The organism is Pararobbsia silviterrae (assembly GCF_003628125.1).
Taxonomy (GTDB): domain Bacteria; phylum Pseudomonadota; class Gammaproteobacteria; order Burkholderiales; family Burkholderiaceae; genus Pararobbsia; species Pararobbsia silviterrae.
In genome coordinates this window covers 823,623-839,562 of record NZ_RBZU01000001.1, presented here as the reverse complement: position 1 = coordinate 839,562, position 15,940 = coordinate 823,623, and the positions used below count along the sequence as shown (strand labels likewise).

13 protein-coding genes are annotated in these 15,940 nt (G+C 62.8%); 2 read left to right on the top strand and 11 right to left on the bottom strand.

Translation table 11 applies throughout. From position 1 onward, the window contains the following. The first annotated feature begins 74 nt into the window (after nt 1-74). Entirely contained in the window at nt 75-980 is a 906-nt protein-coding gene (gene thiD, locus D7S86_RS03815) for a bifunctional hydroxymethylpyrimidine kinase/phosphomethylpyrimidine kinase (protein WP_121083559.1), read from the top strand. 194 nt (nt 981-1,174) lie between these two features. Here thiD and D7S86_RS03810 read toward each other — a convergent pair whose 3' ends face one another. The 10 genes from D7S86_RS03810 to D7S86_RS03765 all read right to left on the bottom strand — a co-directional run bounded on the left by D7S86_RS03810 (nt 1,175) and on the right by D7S86_RS03765 (nt 13,506). Then, nucleotides 1,175-1,609, bottom strand: a complete 435-nt coding sequence (locus tag D7S86_RS03810) for a helix-turn-helix domain-containing protein (protein WP_121083557.1) — start codon at nt 1,607-1,609, stop codon at nt 1,175-1,177. Between the two features lie 16 nt (nt 1,610-1,625). Then, nucleotides 1,626-1,943 carry a DUF4258 domain-containing protein gene (locus tag D7S86_RS03805; RefSeq protein WP_240647972.1) on the bottom strand — a complete coding sequence of 106 codons (318 nt, stop codon included), beginning with the start codon at nt 1,941-1,943 and terminating at the stop codon, nt 1,626-1,628. A 272-nt stretch (nt 1,944-2,215) separates the two neighbouring features. Further along, complete coding sequence (groL, locus tag D7S86_RS03800) at nt 2,216-3,856, bottom strand: chaperonin GroEL (protein WP_121083553.1); 1,641 nt, start codon at nt 3,854-3,856, stop codon at nt 2,216-2,218. A 99-nt stretch (nt 3,857-3,955) separates the two neighbouring features. Next, nucleotides 3,956-4,246, bottom strand: coding sequence for a co-chaperone GroES (locus tag D7S86_RS03795; RefSeq protein WP_121083551.1), 291 nt, complete (start codon nt 4,244-4,246; stop codon nt 3,956-3,958). Nucleotides 4,247-4,575: 329 nt separating this feature from the next. Next, nucleotides 4,576-5,004, bottom strand: a complete 429-nt coding sequence (locus D7S86_RS03790) for a GtrA family protein (RefSeq protein WP_121083549.1) — start codon at nt 5,002-5,004, stop codon at nt 4,576-4,578. Further along, complete coding sequence (locus tag D7S86_RS03785) at nt 4,958-6,157, bottom strand: glycosyltransferase family 2 protein (RefSeq protein ID WP_121083547.1); 1,200 nt, start codon at nt 6,155-6,157, stop codon at nt 4,958-4,960. Before D7S86_RS03785 ends, D7S86_RS03790 begins: the two co-directional genes overlap by 47 nt. A gap of 692 nt (nt 6,158-6,849) precedes the next feature. Next, nucleotides 6,850-7,578: a DUF2239 family protein gene (locus D7S86_RS03780; RefSeq protein ID WP_121083545.1), complete on the bottom strand. Its 729-nt coding sequence runs from the start codon at nt 7,576-7,578 to the stop codon at nt 6,850-6,852. Between the two features lie 90 nt (nt 7,579-7,668). Continuing rightward, nucleotides 7,669-9,546, bottom strand: coding sequence for a hypothetical protein (locus tag D7S86_RS03775; protein WP_121083543.1), 1,878 nt, complete (start codon nt 9,544-9,546; stop codon nt 7,669-7,671). A gap of 36 nt (nt 9,547-9,582) precedes the next feature. Next, nucleotides 9,583-11,496: a hypothetical protein gene (locus D7S86_RS03770; protein ID WP_121083541.1), complete on the bottom strand. Its 1,914-nt coding sequence runs from the start codon at nt 11,494-11,496 to the stop codon at nt 9,583-9,585. 150 nt (nt 11,497-11,646) lie between these two features. Continuing rightward, the gene (locus tag D7S86_RS03765; protein WP_121083539.1) at nt 11,647-13,506 is read right to left on the bottom strand and encodes a hypothetical protein; all 1,860 of its coding nucleotides are present in this window, start codon (nt 13,504-13,506) and stop codon (nt 11,647-11,649) included. A 576-nt stretch (nt 13,507-14,082) separates the two neighbouring features. Between D7S86_RS03765 and D7S86_RS03760 the strand changes: the two genes are divergently transcribed. Further along, nucleotides 14,083-14,403, top strand: a complete 321-nt coding sequence (locus D7S86_RS03760; RefSeq protein WP_121083537.1) for a hypothetical protein — start codon at nt 14,083-14,085, stop codon at nt 14,401-14,403. Between the two features lie 269 nt (nt 14,404-14,672). Here D7S86_RS03760 and D7S86_RS03755 read toward each other — a convergent pair whose 3' ends face one another. Beyond that, nucleotides 14,673-15,899 (bottom strand): porin, encoded by a 1,227-nt coding sequence (locus D7S86_RS03755; RefSeq protein WP_121083535.1) that lies wholly within the window; start codon nt 15,897-15,899, stop codon nt 14,673-14,675. Nucleotides 15,900-15,940: the final 41 nt, after the last annotated feature.

Here is a 15,940-nt window from a genome sequence, read left to right as displayed (position 1 = left end):
CGTTTTGCCGGAGGGCTGCCTAGCGGCGCTTCCCGCGGAACCCTGGCCTTCCTTTGATTCGAAACGCACTCCACATGGCCAACGACTCCCCGCCGATCGTGCTTTGCTTCGGCGTGTCCGATCCGACATCCGCTTCCGGCATTCAGGCCGATCTGCTGACCCTTGCGAGCATGGGCTGTCACGGTGTGACTGTTCTGACGGGCTACGCCGTGCGCGATTCGGCCAGCGCCGATGAAATCACGGCGCTCGACCCGGACGCCGTCGCGAATCAGGCGCGCATGCTGCTCGAAGACATGCCGATCGCGGCATTCAAGGTCGGGGCGACGCTGCGCGCGGAGATCGCGAGCGCGATCGCCGAAGTCGTGGCCGACTACGACGACGTGCCGCTGATCCTGTCGCCCGATTTCACGATGGACGACGAGCATGTGCTGTCGGCCGACGAACTGCGCGAGTCGATCGCCGAATTGCTTGCGCCGCAGACGACCCTGCTTGTCGCCGATGCGTCGGCGCTCCTTCAGCTCGCGCAGCCCGACCCGGATGCCGAAGCGCCCTCGCAGGAAGACGCGATCAGCCATTTGCTGTCGCACGGGTGTGAATATGTGCTCGCGATCGACGGCACGACGCAACAGGCCATCAACACGCTGTACGGCGAAGACGGCCAGATTCGGCAGGACGCGTGGGAACGCAGTCCGAATCGGATGCTTGGCGTGAACGATACGTTGGCCGCGGCGATCACGGCGCTGCTCGCGAACGGGATCGAAGCCCCGGAAGCCGTTCGGGAAGCCCAGGAATACGTGTTCCAGGCGAGCCGCAGCGCGTTTCGCCCGGGCATGGGCGGCTACGTGCCGGACCGTTTCTTCTGGGCCAAGGGCGACGAGCTCAAGGGTGAAAACGAAGGTGAAGACGCGGAATCGTCCGATCCGGAATCCGACATCCCGGCGCGAAGCCGCGACATCGGCAGCGGCGACGCACTGCACTGAACGGCCGCGTGGCGCCCGCCCGATAGTCGACCCGGCGTTCGCACCGCTGCCGCGAACGCTTGTTCGGCTGCGAACACCCGCTCGACGGCCGACACCGACTCGGCTGCCAACGCCTGCCTCGTGGCCAACACCCGCCTCACTGGCAACGCCCGCTTGGGCACGAACGCCCGCCTAGCCCGCCGACGGCGCCGACGCTAGGCGGCCTTGGGTAACCACCCTGCGTCGGTATCTTCGAAGATCATCTTGTCGTCGTCGCGGCGGTCGAGATCGGCGATCCGTTCGATGAGCTCCTTGAGCTTCACATTGCCGTCGATCGTCTCGAGATAGATCGCGCGAAACATCCGGTCCGCGGTCTTGGGAATCTTGCCGCGCCGCTCCCACAACGCCACGGTCTGCTCGGTCGTACCGAGCAGGTCCGCGGCGCGATGCTGGGACAAGTCGAGTTCCTTGCGCAGAAAGCGGAATTCGCGCTCCGTGAGCCGGCTTTTGTGCGCGATCGCGCGGCCGATCGCGAGATGCAGTCCGTCGGCATCTTCGATCGAGACGGCCTTTCCGTACGCGGTGTCGATCTCGCGATACCCGTTGGCCAACCAGACGTTGTGCAGGCCGGTTTCCGTGTAGTGATACATGATGGGTTCCTCACCCTCAAAAGACCGTTACGACAATGACCCACTGTCCCGCGTCATCGCGGCGCTCGAGCACCGTCGCCACACGGATGTCGTCGCCCGCATGTCTACGCGCCAGCGTGCACTGCCAATGCCCGTGGATATTCACGCACGCGGGCTCGCAGATCGACCCTCGTCTCAGACAATCGAGCACCTGTGTCAGCGTGATCTGTCTTTCGCGCATGCGTCGTTTGGCATGGGCCACGACGAACACACGTCCCGAATCCCGCGCGGCCTCGCGCACTAAGCGCAGCATCGTCGCGTCGCAAAGCTTGAATGGGATGGGATCTGAGGACATACCCATAATTATTATGGGTTCCCATTAGGCAGCAACGCAAGAACCGATCATCCAACCGCCGCCCACAAACGAAAAAGGCCGAGCCCTGTTCGAAACAGGACTCGGCCTTCTCACATCGGTCGAATCGATAACCCCGATCGGGGCACGACCCATTCAAACCGACGGAGTCGCGACAATCGACGCCCGTCGCCGGGTGTCGATATACCGCGGAAATGCTGCACAGGTCGAGGCGGCTTGCACCGCCTCGGGACCGTGAATCGGCGCTAGGCCAATTACATGTCCATGCCCATGCCGCCCATGCCGCCCGGCATGCCGCCAGGAGCCGGTGCGTCTTCCTTCGGCAGTTCGGCGACAGCGCAGTCGGTCGTCAGCAGCAGACCGGCGACCGAAGCCGCGTTTTGCAGTGCCGTACGCGTCACCTTCGTCGGATCCACGACGCCGGCTTCCACGAGGTCGACGTACTCGCCCGTTGCCGCGTTGTAACCGAGGTTGCCCTTGCCTTCGAGGACCTTGGCCACCACGACGCTGGCTTCTTCGCCGCCGTTCGTGACGATCTGGCGCAGCGGTTCTTCCATAGCGCGCAGAACGATCTTGATGCCGGCGTCTTGATCAGCGTTCGCGCCCTTGACTGCCGACACGGCAGCGCGAGCACGGATCAGGGCGACACCGCCGCCAGGGACGATGCCTTCTTCGACGGCTGCGCGCGTGGCGTGCAGGGCGTCTTCGACGCGTGCCTTCTTTTCCTTCATTTCGACTTCGGTCGCAGCGCCGACCTTGATCACTGCCACGCCGCCGGCCAGCTTGGCCACGCGCTCTTGCAGCTTTTCACGGTCGTAATCCGACGTCGCTTCTTCGATTTGCGTGCGGATTTGCTTGACGCGCGCTTCGATGTTCTTCGCGTCGCCCTTGCCGTCGATGATCGTCGTGTTTTCCTTGCCCACTTCGATACGCACGGCTTGGCCCAGTTCGGCCAGCGTGGCCTTCTCGAGCGTCAGACCCGTTTCTTCGGCGATGACTTGACCGCCGGTCAGGATCGCGATGTCTTCGAGCATGGCCTTGCGACGATCGCCGAAGCCCGGAGCCTTGACGGCCGTCGTCTTCAGAATGCCGCGGATGTTGTTGACGACGAGCGTTGCGAGCGCTTCGCCTTCGACGTCTTCAGCGATGATCAGCAGCGGACGGCCTGCCTTCGCGACTTGTTCGAGCACCGGCAGCAGATCGCGGATGTTCGAAACCTTCTTGTCGTGCAGCAGCACGAACGGGTTTTCGAGGACGGCGACTTGCTTGTCCGGGTTGTTGATGAAGTACGGCGACAGGTAGCCGCGGTCGAATTGCATGCCTTCGACGACGTCGAGTTCGTCGGTCAGCGACTTGCCGTCTTCAACCGTGATCACGCCTTCCTTGCCGACCTTGTCCATCGCTTCGGCGATGCGGTCGCCGATCGACGAATCGCTGTTCGCCGAGATCGAGCCGACCTGTGCGATTTCCTTGTTCGTCGTACAGGGCTTGCTGATCTTGCGCAGTTCTTCGACGGCGGCAGCCACGGCCTTGTCGATACCGCGCTTGAGGTCCATCGGGTTCATGCCCGATGCGACGTACTTCATGCCTTCGCGGACGATCGACTGTGCGAGCACGGTCGCCGTCGTCGTGCCGTCGCCGGCGTTGTCGCTGGTCTTGGAAGCGACTTCCTTGACCATTTGCGCGCCCATGTTCTGGAGCTTGTCCTTGAGCTCGATTTCCTTCGCGACCGAGACACCGTCCTTGGTGACCGTCGGGCCGCCGAAGCTGCGTTCGAGCACAACGTTACGACCCTTCGGGCCCAGCGTAACCTTCACTGCGTTGGCGAGAATGTTCACGCCTTCGACCATCTTCGCGCGAGCGATGTCGCCGAACACGACGTCTTTAGCTGCCATTTGAGGCTCCTTCAAACTATTTGAATCGGGAATGAAGCGAGTGCCCGCTTACGTCGGACACCAGGCTTATTAACCTTCTACACCAGTAGCGGGGGACGCTTACTTGGTGACGACGGCCATGATGTCTTCTTCGCGCATCACGAGCAGTTCGTTGCCGTCGACCTTGACGGTCTGGCCGGCGTACTTGCCGAACAGGACCTTGTCGCCGACCTTGACGTCGAGCGCGATGGGAGCGCCCTTGTCATCGCGCTTGCCCGGGCCGATGGCCAGGACTTCGCCTTGATCCGGCTTTTCGGCTGCGGCTTCGGGAATAACGATGCCCGAGGCGGTCTTCGTTTCTTGGTCCAGGCGCTTGACGATGACGCGATCGTGCAACGGACGAAGGTTCATACACACTCCTCTTTGAGTTCGAAACAGAAACGCTTTGATTGGGCAGGTCGGCATGGCCGCCCCGCCGGAACCGGGTGTGTTAGCACTCGCGGCCAACGAGTGCTAAGTATAGGGACGGGGTCGGGGGTTTTCAAGGGGGAGGCGTGGATCGGGGCTCAAGAACCTTGCGCGCGGTACGGACGCGAACGCTGCACGCGGTATGCACATCACCGGCGGCCACGTCATTTCAGGGCGAACCCCGCATTCCAACCGCCGCCCAGCAAGCAAAAACGCCGCGCGAACCCTGAAGGTCCGGCGGCGTTTCGATACAGTACTTCCGAGAAAATCGTCTACGCGACATCTTCCTTCGCGTTCGCGAATGCCCATTTCGACGAGAGCACATAACTCGAACCCGACGCCACGATCGTGGCGCCCAGCGAGATCAATGCCTCCGACTGCATCTTGAGGACCTGCGTGCCGAGATGCACGAGCCCCATCGTCAGCATCACCGCAATCGCCTGCGCCAGCGCGTAACGCGGCAACGCGCGGCCATGGCCCGACGTGCTCCGGAACGTGAAACGCTTGTGCGTCAGATACGTGACCACGAAACTGATCACGTACGCCACCCCGCTCGCCACCGTTGCACTCATCCCGGCGGCACGCTGAAACGCGAACGTCAGGACGAAATAAAACACCGCGCTCGTCCCGCCGACCACGATAAACCGCGCCGAATCATGCTGAAGCAGACGATGCTGCAGGAACCAATTGATGTTCGACATCGCTCTCGGACCCGGATTTGATTTCAAGCACTTCGGACAGGAAACCCGTAAATGCGAGCTGAAGTCCGATCGATACGCACGTGCCGGACGTTACGAGCACTCTGACCAATTGACCGTAGGGAAGCGGACCCAATCCCACGCGCGCCCACGCCACCATACACGACGCCACGCCGAGCAAGCCCAACACGACCAGAATCCCCGCGACCAGCACGGCCCGCTCCAATGTGAACAGCGCGGAGACGTTCTGGAATGGATAGGCCGCCGGTAAAAAGCCTCGAAATGCCGCATATCGTCGCGCTATATGCGCGAATGAAATGCACTGTGCGCCGATCAAGGTACTCATGCAACCAAGCACGACGGTATGAACATCAAGTGCAATGCCCGGCGCAAGCTGGAACGGTCCCGGCAATGCGACAAACGTCAGCAGCAATCCACCGAAGAAAAACAGCAAGCCCGGATAGAAAAACAGCCACCGCGGGCTGAACATCAGCAGAAACCGCAAATGACGCCAACCGTCGCGCCAGGTCCGCAAATGCGGCGGACGCGAGCGCCCATCCTTGGCGAGCGTCGTCGGCACTTCGCAAATCTTGTAACCCGAGAGCGCCGAACGCACGACCATTTCACTCGCGAATTCCATTCCCGTCGTTTGCAGACCGAGTCGCACTAATTTATCGCGATTAAATCCGCGCAATCCGCAATGGAAATCGCCAATCGGAATCGAGAAAAACAACCGGCCGAGAAAACTCAATACCGGATTACCGAGATAACGATGCAGGAACGGCATCGCGCCATCCGCAATCCCTCCCTGGAATCGATTACCCATGACGAGATCGTAGCCTTCGCGCAGTTTCGCCACGAATAACTCGAGGCGCGAAAAATCGTAACTGTCGTCCGAGTCGCCCATGATCACGTAGCGACCCTGCGCGGCGAGCGTCCCATGCATCAGCGCGGCCCCGTATCCCCGCACCGGAACTCTGACCACGCGCGCGCCGCAGTCCAATGCCGTCTCGATCGAGCCGTCCTGACTGCCGTTATCGGCAATCAGGATCTCGCCCGAAATGCCCGTGCGTGCGAGGAACTGCTTCGCCTTGTTGATGCACGTCGCCAATGTTTCGATTTCATTTAAACACGGCATTAAAATCGTCAGTTCCATTTTCTAACCCCTCTATCACCCGGATCACGTAACGTTTTTTCTTGCACATTCATTGAGCAATCCGCTCCGATTCGATGAGCGGATCAATGGAATTCGCTTTCTGATCACGACAATCGGCAAGCCGCGACTATCCGTTGCCAAGACGCCGCCGCTTGGCAATTGGACGAACGCCCGCCTTCGCATACGCGAAACCACTCGCGACGACGTCGCAATGACGTACGCCGAAAGTTCAAAATCGAATAAACGGGATGTGATGGCCCGATCGCTTGAATCTGCGGGGCTCTGTAAACGACTTTACAGCGGGGGTAATCAACGGAATGTCCGCCACCGCACTTAAGCGCATCGATTTTGCGTCGCAGTGCAATTTCTTGGCGAAGTTGCCGTCGGCGATGGACATGGGCGCTGGGCGAGATCGGCGATAGTGCCGTGGTGCCGTGGTGCCGTGGTGCCGTGGTGCCGTGGTGCCGTGGTGCCGTGGTGCCGTGGTGCCGTGGTGCAACGCCATACCGCTCAGGAACACACACTTGAGCGGTCGGATTGCGGCGCGACCGTCACTCGGAACATGAACAAGCGATGCGTCACGACGCACCGTCGTGCGGGCGACGCAGCACGCCCCTCTCACTCACGGAACATCCGATCCGATCGAAAAGCGTATCGACGGCGCCCGCGCACCGAACTTACGAAAGACAGCGCTACGCCGGTTCGTCTCGCCGCGTCCCATCCGGGAGACGCACATCGGCGAGCGCACGCGCGTGGTCGCGAATATCGTCGGGCCAATCCACGATCAGCGCGTCCATGCGTGCACGGTCATCGGCATACAGCGCGCGGATTGCCTCTTCGAAACCGGGTAAATCGCCGGCGATCGCCGACATGAAATGATAGGCACGGTCCTTCGCGGCACGGCGCGCGTCGTCGGCTTCGCGCGCGCGCCGCGCTTCCTCGACGAGCTTGCGCAGCGCGACCGATGCGCCGCCCGGCTGCGCGGCGAGCCACGCCCAATGGCGTGGCAACAACGTGACCTCGCGCGCGACGACTCCCAGCTTCGGCCGACCGCGGCCGCGCGGCTCCGCGCCGGCTTCGGAGTTCGGTGGTGCGTTCGGTCCCGCGTTCAATTCTGCCTTCGGTCCCGTGCCGGCCTCGTCGCTCGATGGCGCACCCGGCTCCGCGCCACGATCGGATGCATCTCCCGCACTCGGCTCATCCTCGTCTTGCGACGCATAGCGCGCATGGATCTCAGCTTCCGTGCCGCTCAAATCGACATCGATCGCGCGACCCGTCGTGTCATCGAAGATCAACACCGTTGCATCGCCAAGCGCCTCGGCCGCCCGATGAATCTCCACGGCCACGCGCGCGAGCGGACCGGAGGCGAATCGTCGATGGTCTTTGAATACGGTGTACGGGGTCGGCGCGGCGCGGCTCATCGGATATAAATCAAGGCCAAAGACACCTCGATTTATATCCGGGTGTAAATGGAATGTCAACGTCGCGTCCGGCATCGCGCAGCGTTCATCTCATCGCGTGCTCAACCGGCACCACTGATATTCCATCGCTCCTTTGCCAATGCGCGCCGCATACGGCTGGCACGATCCGATGTCGAGATCGAACCCGTGGCGCGCGAATGCCGACGCAGCGCGGCGGGCGAGGTCGAGCCGCTCGACCTCCGGACCGCGCGCGTCATCGGGCATTAATCCGACACGGCATCGATCGACGCCATCGCTCACCGTCTCGAGCCGCGCATGCACAAGGAAGTGCGACAGTCCCCACGCAATCGCCCTGCATCCGAGCGCCGACCGGGTCAGGCCCACCGCGCGGACATTGGCGTCGATCTTCGCGATATTGGCCGCGCGCCATTGATTCGCTCCGTCGACGATCGCATAGACCTCCCCCCCGCGCGCCGCGGCCATCTCGTGCAAGCGCTGCGTGAATACCGGCGTCGCGAGGTACTGCCGGTTCTCGATCTGCGCGAACGACACCTGCTCGGGAAAGAACGGCACGAGCCAGGCCCACGCGCCGTTCGGCGTGTAGATGACCGCGGTCGAACGCTCCGGATGGGCGACCGCCGGAACGTCGGCGTGATACACCGGATCGGCCCATTCCTCGTGGCCCCAGGACTTCACGCCGCCGACCAGCGGCAAGAGCGCGGCGACGCCGAGCCACCATGCCGCGCGACGACGCGCAACCGCATACGTCGACAGGCGCGTGATCAGCACGAACGCGGCGAGCGGCGCGAGCACCTCGACCCCGACGATATACCGATAGATCCCGAATCCCTTCATCCAAAGCACATAGCCCAACGCGACATACAGCAGCACGAACTGCGCGCGTCCGTCGATCGGCCCCGGCTCCGCGGCACGCGGCCGGCCGGACACCTTTTCCACGATCGCCTTCACGGCCCAGACCGCGAACAGCACATACGTGAGCGGCCAGATCAGTTGGTGAACGGGACCTTCCGCGACGAGCGTGCCATGCAAGGTGAATAGAAACGGCCACAACAGCACGGTCAAAAACCCGTGTGGAATAAAGCGCGGATCGCCCGAATGCATGGGCTGCACCAGCGGATTCGGGAAGATCGCGCTGAATTGCGGAAACACGGGGTTGCCGAACATGAGCCAGAGCTGAACCATCCAATAGCCCGCGGTCGCGGCAAAGCCGAGCGACACACCCACGCCGAACAAAAAAGCGACGCGCAATCGCACCCCGACGCTCGCCGGATAAGCGAGCAACGCGACACATGCGGCGACCGCACAGACGGCCGTGGTCGGCTTGAGACCCGCTCCCAGACCGATGATCAAACCGCTCGCGACGGCGCCCAGCATCGCGCGAAGCCCGCGACCGCCCAACGCGTCCCACTGCCGCATGAGCACATAGAGGCCCGCAATCGTGAAGATTGCCGAGGTATCGTCGCCCATCGAATTGCCGACGCCCGTCAGCACGGCCGGCGTGAACGCACACGCGAGCGCGACGAGCAGCGGAACCCGATACCGATCGGAATCGGGGACCTCGCGGATCACGCACCGCGCAATGCCCAATGCGAAGACGAATATCACGCCATGCAGCGCACCCATCACAAAGCCCACCACGCGCGACGGCCAATGCGTATTCATCCAATACTCGGGCACATCGATGAGCGGATTGAAGTACGTCTGGATACCGGCCGGCGCGAGATCGATCGAGAGACGCCCGCCATGCAGGAACGCGTAGGCGTTGTACATGTGGTAATTGGCGAGGTCCCAGTTTGAATCGGCGCCAAGCCAAACCGAGTACAGGCCGAACAGCAACGGCACCATGACGACCGCCACGGCCAGCGCGAACGGCGCATTCAGGTTCCACGCACGCGCCTGCAGACGCGGTGACTGCGTACCCACTGCGGGATCTTCGGTTATCTGCATGGCTCGTTTCCCAGTCAATCGATCTGAAGCCCGCGCTCAGCGCGCGCTCAGCCGGCACCATTGATATTCCATCCGCCCTGTTCCGATGCGCGCCCGATAGGGTCTGCATGAGGCCACGTCAAGCACGAAACCATTGCGCGCGAAAGCCACCGCCGCCTGCTCGGCGAGCGCCCGGTCCACCGCGTCGTGCCCCAAGGCATCGTCGGACGCCGCGGCGATACGGCATTGATGCACACCGTCGGACACGGGCTCGAGTTCCGCATGAATCAGATAGTGCGATAGATACCAGCGTATCGCCTTGCAACCAAGCACGGACCGGGTCAGGCCGAACCGTTCGGCGGTTGCGCTCATCCGCGCGACGACGGGCCCGCGCCATGCGACCACGCCGTCGACGACCGCGTAAAGATCGCCGCCGCGCGCGACCGCCATCTCGTGCAGCCGCGCCGCGAACGCGGGCGATGCCGGAAACTGCCGACTCTCGATTTGCGCGAACGCGACCTGCTCGGGAAAGAACGGCACGAGCCACGCGAACGCACCGGCAGGCATCTTGATCACAACCGTCGCGCGTTCAGGCTGATCGATGACGGGGACATCGGCGTCATAGATCGGATCGGCCCATGCTTCGTGACCCCAGCTCCGCACGCCGACGAGCAACGGCAGGATCGCCGCCGCACCGATGATCCATGCCGCGCGACGGCGCGCGACCGGATACGGCCACAGACGATTGAGCAGCACGAACACGGCGATCGGCAACAGCGCTTCGATCGCCACGGTGTAACGGTAGATGCCGAAGCCCCTGAGCCAGAGCACGTAGCCAAGCGCGACATAGACGAGGACGAACTGCGCGCGCGCATCGAACGGCCTGCGCATCGGGTCGCGCATCGAGTCGCGCGTCTGGGCTTGCGCTGCGTCGTGCGCGCGCCTCGACCATTTCAACGCGATCGCCCGCGCCGCCCAGATCCAGAAAAGCACATAGGCAATCGGCCAGATCAACTGATGCACGGGATTCTCGGCGACGATCGTCGCGCGCAGCGTGAAGATGAACGGGAAAAACAGGATCCTCAGGAAGCCATGCGGAATGAACGTCGGATCGGCCGTGTTGATCGGCAAAAGCCACGGATGCGGGAAAACCGAGCTGAACTGCGGAAAGACGGGGTTGCCGAACCGGTGCCACAACTCGAACATCCAATATCCGGCGGTCACGGCGAAGCCCGACGCGACACCGACGCCGAACAGGAACGCGATACGCAGGCGAACGACGAAGCGCGCCCGATAGACGAGCAGCGCGACGCACGCGGAGACGGCGTAAATGCCGGTGGTCGGTTTGAGGCCCACACCCATGCCGACGATCAGACCACCGCAGACTGCGGCAAGCACGGCGCGAAGCCCACGCTCGCGCAACGCGTCCCAATGACGGATGAGCACGAAGAGGCCGCCGATCGTGAAGAGCGCGGACGTGTCGTCGCCCATCGAATTCCCGATGCCGGTCACGACCGCCGGCGTCAGCGCACACGCCAACGCAAGCAGCAGAGGCACGCGATACCGGTCGGCGTCGGGCACCTCGCGCGCGACCTGCCGCGCGATACCCAGCAAGAACACGAAGATCAGACCATGCGCGGCACCCAACACGAAGCCGACGACGCGCGACGGCCAATGCGTAAACATCCAGTACGCGGGAACGTCGATCAGCGGGTTGAAATACGTCTGGACGCCCGCGGGCGCAAGATCGATCGACAGCCGGCCGCCATGCAGAAACGCGTACGGGTTGTAGATGTGATAGTTGGTCAGATCCCAGTTCGTATCGGCGCCGAGCCAGACCGAGTACAAGCCGAACAGCACCGGCATCAGCACGGCCGCGAGGATCGGCGCGAACGGTGCATTCAGATTCCATGCGCGCCGCCAGACATGCGGCGACTGCGGGACCACTGCGGGATCGTCCGTCATCTGCATGGCTCATTTCCAAGAAGCGTGTCCGAGGACCCGTATGCCGGGCTGCGGCCCGGCATACGATCTACGCGCTGCTCACGCCGCGTGCGTCATCAGCGCGAGTCGACACGAAACGACACGCGTCGACGTGAATCGACATGCATCGACGCGCCGTCAACGCATCGTCAGCGGACACCACTGATACACGATGAGACCCTTGCCGATCCACGACTGATAGGGCTTGCACGTCGCGGGATCGAGCGTGAAACCGCTGCGCGCATAAGGGGCCACGGCCTGCTCGGCAAACATGCGATTCGCGTCGGCGGCGGTGACCTTGTCTTCGTCGAGCGGGACCAGCTTGCACTGGTCGCCGCCACTCGATACGGGCTCGACGCGCTCATGCAAATGCAGTGTGTTCAACGCCCTCTGCACGAACGCGCAACCGCTCGCGCTTTGCAGCAGGCCGACGCTACGCAGCATGTCGTTGCGGGCATCGAGGCTTCGGGCGCGCCATTGTTTCGCGCCGTCGATGATCGCGTACGCTTGCCCGCCGCGCGAAGCGACGAGGTTCCGCACGCGCTCGGCATACGCCGGCGTGCCGACGAAATATGCGTTCTCGATCTGCGTAAACGCGACTTCGGACGGAAACAGCGGCGCGAGCCAGGCCCACGCGCTTTGCTCGACATAGAGCACCACCGTCGTCTTCGCCGGCTGCGCGATCGCGGGCACTTCAGCGCGATAAAGCGGATCGTCCCACGCTTCGTGACCCCAGCTTCGCGTGAGTCCCGTGCCGATGTTCATGAGCGTCGACGCGCCGAGAATCCATAGCGCGACGCGCCGCGCGCTCGGATACGGCAGCATTCTCACGAGCATGACGAACACCGCGATCGGCAGCAGCACTTCGACCGCGACGAGATAGCGATAGATGCTGAACGCCTTCATCCAGACGATGTAGCCGATGACCACGTAGAGCAGCACGAACCACGCGCGCGAATCGATCTGCGTGAGCGTGCGGCGACGCAGCCGCGCGGCGATCTCGACGACGACCCCGACCCAGAACACGATATAGGCGAGCGGCCAGATGATCTGGTAGATGATGAGGTCGCTGATCCGGACCGGATGGGCCGAGAAGATGAACGGCCAAAGCAACGCTTCGAGGACGCCCTTCGTACCCCAGCGCGCGTCTCCGACGGTGATCGGCGCGCCAAGCGGATTCGGGAAAATCGTGCTGAATTGCGGAAACACGGGATTGCGGAACGTCTGCCACATGAACAGCATCCAGTAGCCGCCCGTCGCGGCGAACCCGAGAAGCACGCCGATGCCGAACACGAAACACAGCCGGATGCGCGTCAGCAGGCTCGCCGGATAAACGAGCAGCGCCGCGCACGCGGCAACGGCCGAGACGGCCGTCGTGAGCTTGAGCCCCGCGCCGGCGCCCACGAGCACGCCCGACGCGATGAGCGTCAGCACGGCGCCCGCGCCGCGCGCGCTCAACCGGTCCCAGCGCGCGAGCATCACAAGCAGCCCCGCATAGATGAAGAGCGCCGTCGTGATGTCGCCCATCGAATTGCCGATGCCCGTCACATTGCTCGCGCTCAGCGTGCCCGCGATCGCGAGCAGCAACGGGACGCGAATCCGATCGCGCTCGGGCAACGCGGGCACGGTCCGCTTCGCGAGCGCCAGCACCATCACGAACGTCAAGCCGTGGAACACGCCCAGCAGAAACCCGCCGAGTCTCGACGGCAGATGCATGTGGATCCAGTAGATCGGCACATCGAGCAGCGGATTGAAGTACGTCTGCATGCCCGCGGCGCCGAAGTCCTGATTGAAGCGGCCATTGAGCAGCGCGAACGGGTTGTAGATATGGTAATTGGCCAGGTCCCAGTCGGCATCGGCGCCGAGCCACAGCGAATAGAGGCCGCAGAGCACAGGAACCAGCACGCACGCGATCCATTCCGCGACCGGCGTATTGAGACCGAGCGCAACGCGCGCCGGACGGGGTGAGCGGACCTCGATCATCGGTTCTGTCTGCATGGCTTCGTCGTAATGGGAACGCAATGGGAATCGGATAGCGCGGGGTCGCTCGGCGGCTTTCGCCCAGCGTTTGCATTGGAGCATTGCGCAAGGATTTTGTTAGTGCGATCCGGCACACACGACGTCTGAAATTCGCGGCGTCGAATCCGCGCAACGCCGCCTGGCATACGGCTTCGCGTGCTGTTCGGCGTCGCGCCGTGGGGTCCCGCTCGGCGAATTGCAAAACTCGGGATATGCGACGCGCTGAAACGCGTCGTCGATCGTCATACGCCGAGCATCACACGGTTAACGCGGCGAATCAGACATCGGGTGTCGCGGCAGTCGGGGCGTCGGGTGTCGCTTTTCTGCCGACCCTTATTGCGGGCATTATGTTGCGCACGAACGAAGTTGCATCTAAATATTACAGACGCGCCGCCGTTAATTCGGTCGTCAGGCCCGCCAGCAGGCGTTCCGGCGGTTACCTGATCGGTCACGGCTCGATCATCAGCGAGTCGAAAGTGTTGCCTCCTAGTAATCAAAAAATCGGCAGCCTCTGTATAGTTGAGCCGCTTTCGGTATTTCCGGCGAGAAAGGAAAATGAAAACTAAGTTGTTCGTGGGTATTGGCGCCGCGTTCGTGGCGTTCGGGGCCGCGCAAAGCGCATCTGCGGGCGTGAGCGTCGGCATTAATCTGGGTGTCCCCGCTCCGGTCTATGTGGCGCCGGCTCCGGTCTACGCACCGCCGCCGCCCCCGCCTGCCGTCGTCTATGCGCCGGCACCGGGTCCGGTCGTCTACGGCGCGGCACCCGTCGTCGTGGCGCCGGCCGTCGTGATCGGCTGGCATGACAACCGCTACTGGGACGGTCGCCGCTGGTGGGGCCGCCACGACTACTACGCGTACCATCACCACCACTATTGATGCACTTGACGGCCCGCTCCAAGCGGGCCGTTTGCATTGAGGCGCATGCGCGGGCATCGCGCGAACACGTCGACTGCGCGTATCGATGCCTGCGATATGTACCCATCGCAGGCGCATTTCGCCACCGAGAACGCAAATGACGGCGCAGCCTCATGCGCGCGATCCGGAGGACAAACAAAAAGGGAGCCCGAAGGCTCCCTTTTTTTTTGCAAAGCCACACGACGGTGGCCAGCCGGTTCGCTTGTGGCGAACCGGTTGCAACGCGTGGCTTAGAAGCGCACGCGCAGACCCGTCGTGATCGCGACTTGGTTCGGCGTCGTCGATTGGGTTTCGCCCGTGATCGAAGCGACAGCTTGCTTGCCCGTCGAATCGATGCCGCTGGCGTGTTGATAGATACCGAGCAGGTAGACGTCCGTGCGCTTCGAGAACAGGTAGTCGACGCCCAGGTTGAACTGGTTGTACGTCGCGCCCGTTTGCGTACCGTTGAGCATCGTGATCGACTGGCCCTTCGTGTAGTTATACGAGAAGCCGAGCAGGACGGACGGCGTCAGCGCGTACTTGATGTTCGCTTCGACGTCGTTGAACGTTGCCGTGTCGCCGTTCGCGAACTTGTTCGTGTTCGCCGAATCCGTGAACGAACCCAGGTTGAAGAACTTGATGTTCGAGTAGACGAGACCCAGCGTTGCCGGTCCGATCGCGTAGTTGCCCGCGACGTCGATGATCTGTTCGCTGCCCGCCGTCGAGAAGCCCGAGTATGCGAGGTGCGAGCTGCCGAAGTTGTTCGCCGGCGCCGACGTCGTACCGGCGTTCGGGTTCATCCCGAAGAAGCCGTAGTTCGGGTTCTTCGCGAACAAGTAGTTTGCTGCTGCGTTGATCGGGCCGTTCGAGTAGCCCGCGCCGAACGACATCAGGCCGTTGCGCGACGAATCGCCGGCGATGCCGCCGAGGCTGTACATGCCCGTGACCTTGAAGCCCGAGTACGTAGCGCTCGTGTACTTGAACGTGTTGTTCACACGGTTCAGGTTACCGATGTTGTCGATGTCGCCTGCGTGAGCCGTCAGGTTACCCCAGGTGCCGTAAGCGGCGATCGGCTGGATCAGGTCGACGCCCGTGTCGTATTGACGACCGAGGGTGAACGTACCGTACTGCGTGCTCGACAGACCGACGAATGCTTGACGGCCGAAGAAGTCGCCGCCTTGGCCCAGCGCGCCGGTGTTGTACGAGAAACCGTTTTCGAGCACGAAGATCGCGCTGAGACCGCCGCCGAGATCTTCCGTGCCGCGCACGCCCCAACGGCTGCCCGACAGGCCGGCCGTCGCGCCGTCTTGCTGAGCGATCAGCGAGTGACCGGCCGTACCGCCCGTCACCTTCACCGACGTGCTATTGACATACGTAACGCCCGCATCGATCAAACCATACAGCGTGACGCTCGTTTGAGCCTGCGAAGCCGAAGCCACCGTGCCGAGCGCGGCCAGTGCGATAAGCGACTTTTTCATTGGATGAATATTCTCGATCTAAGGTGTGGTGAGCAGCTGCA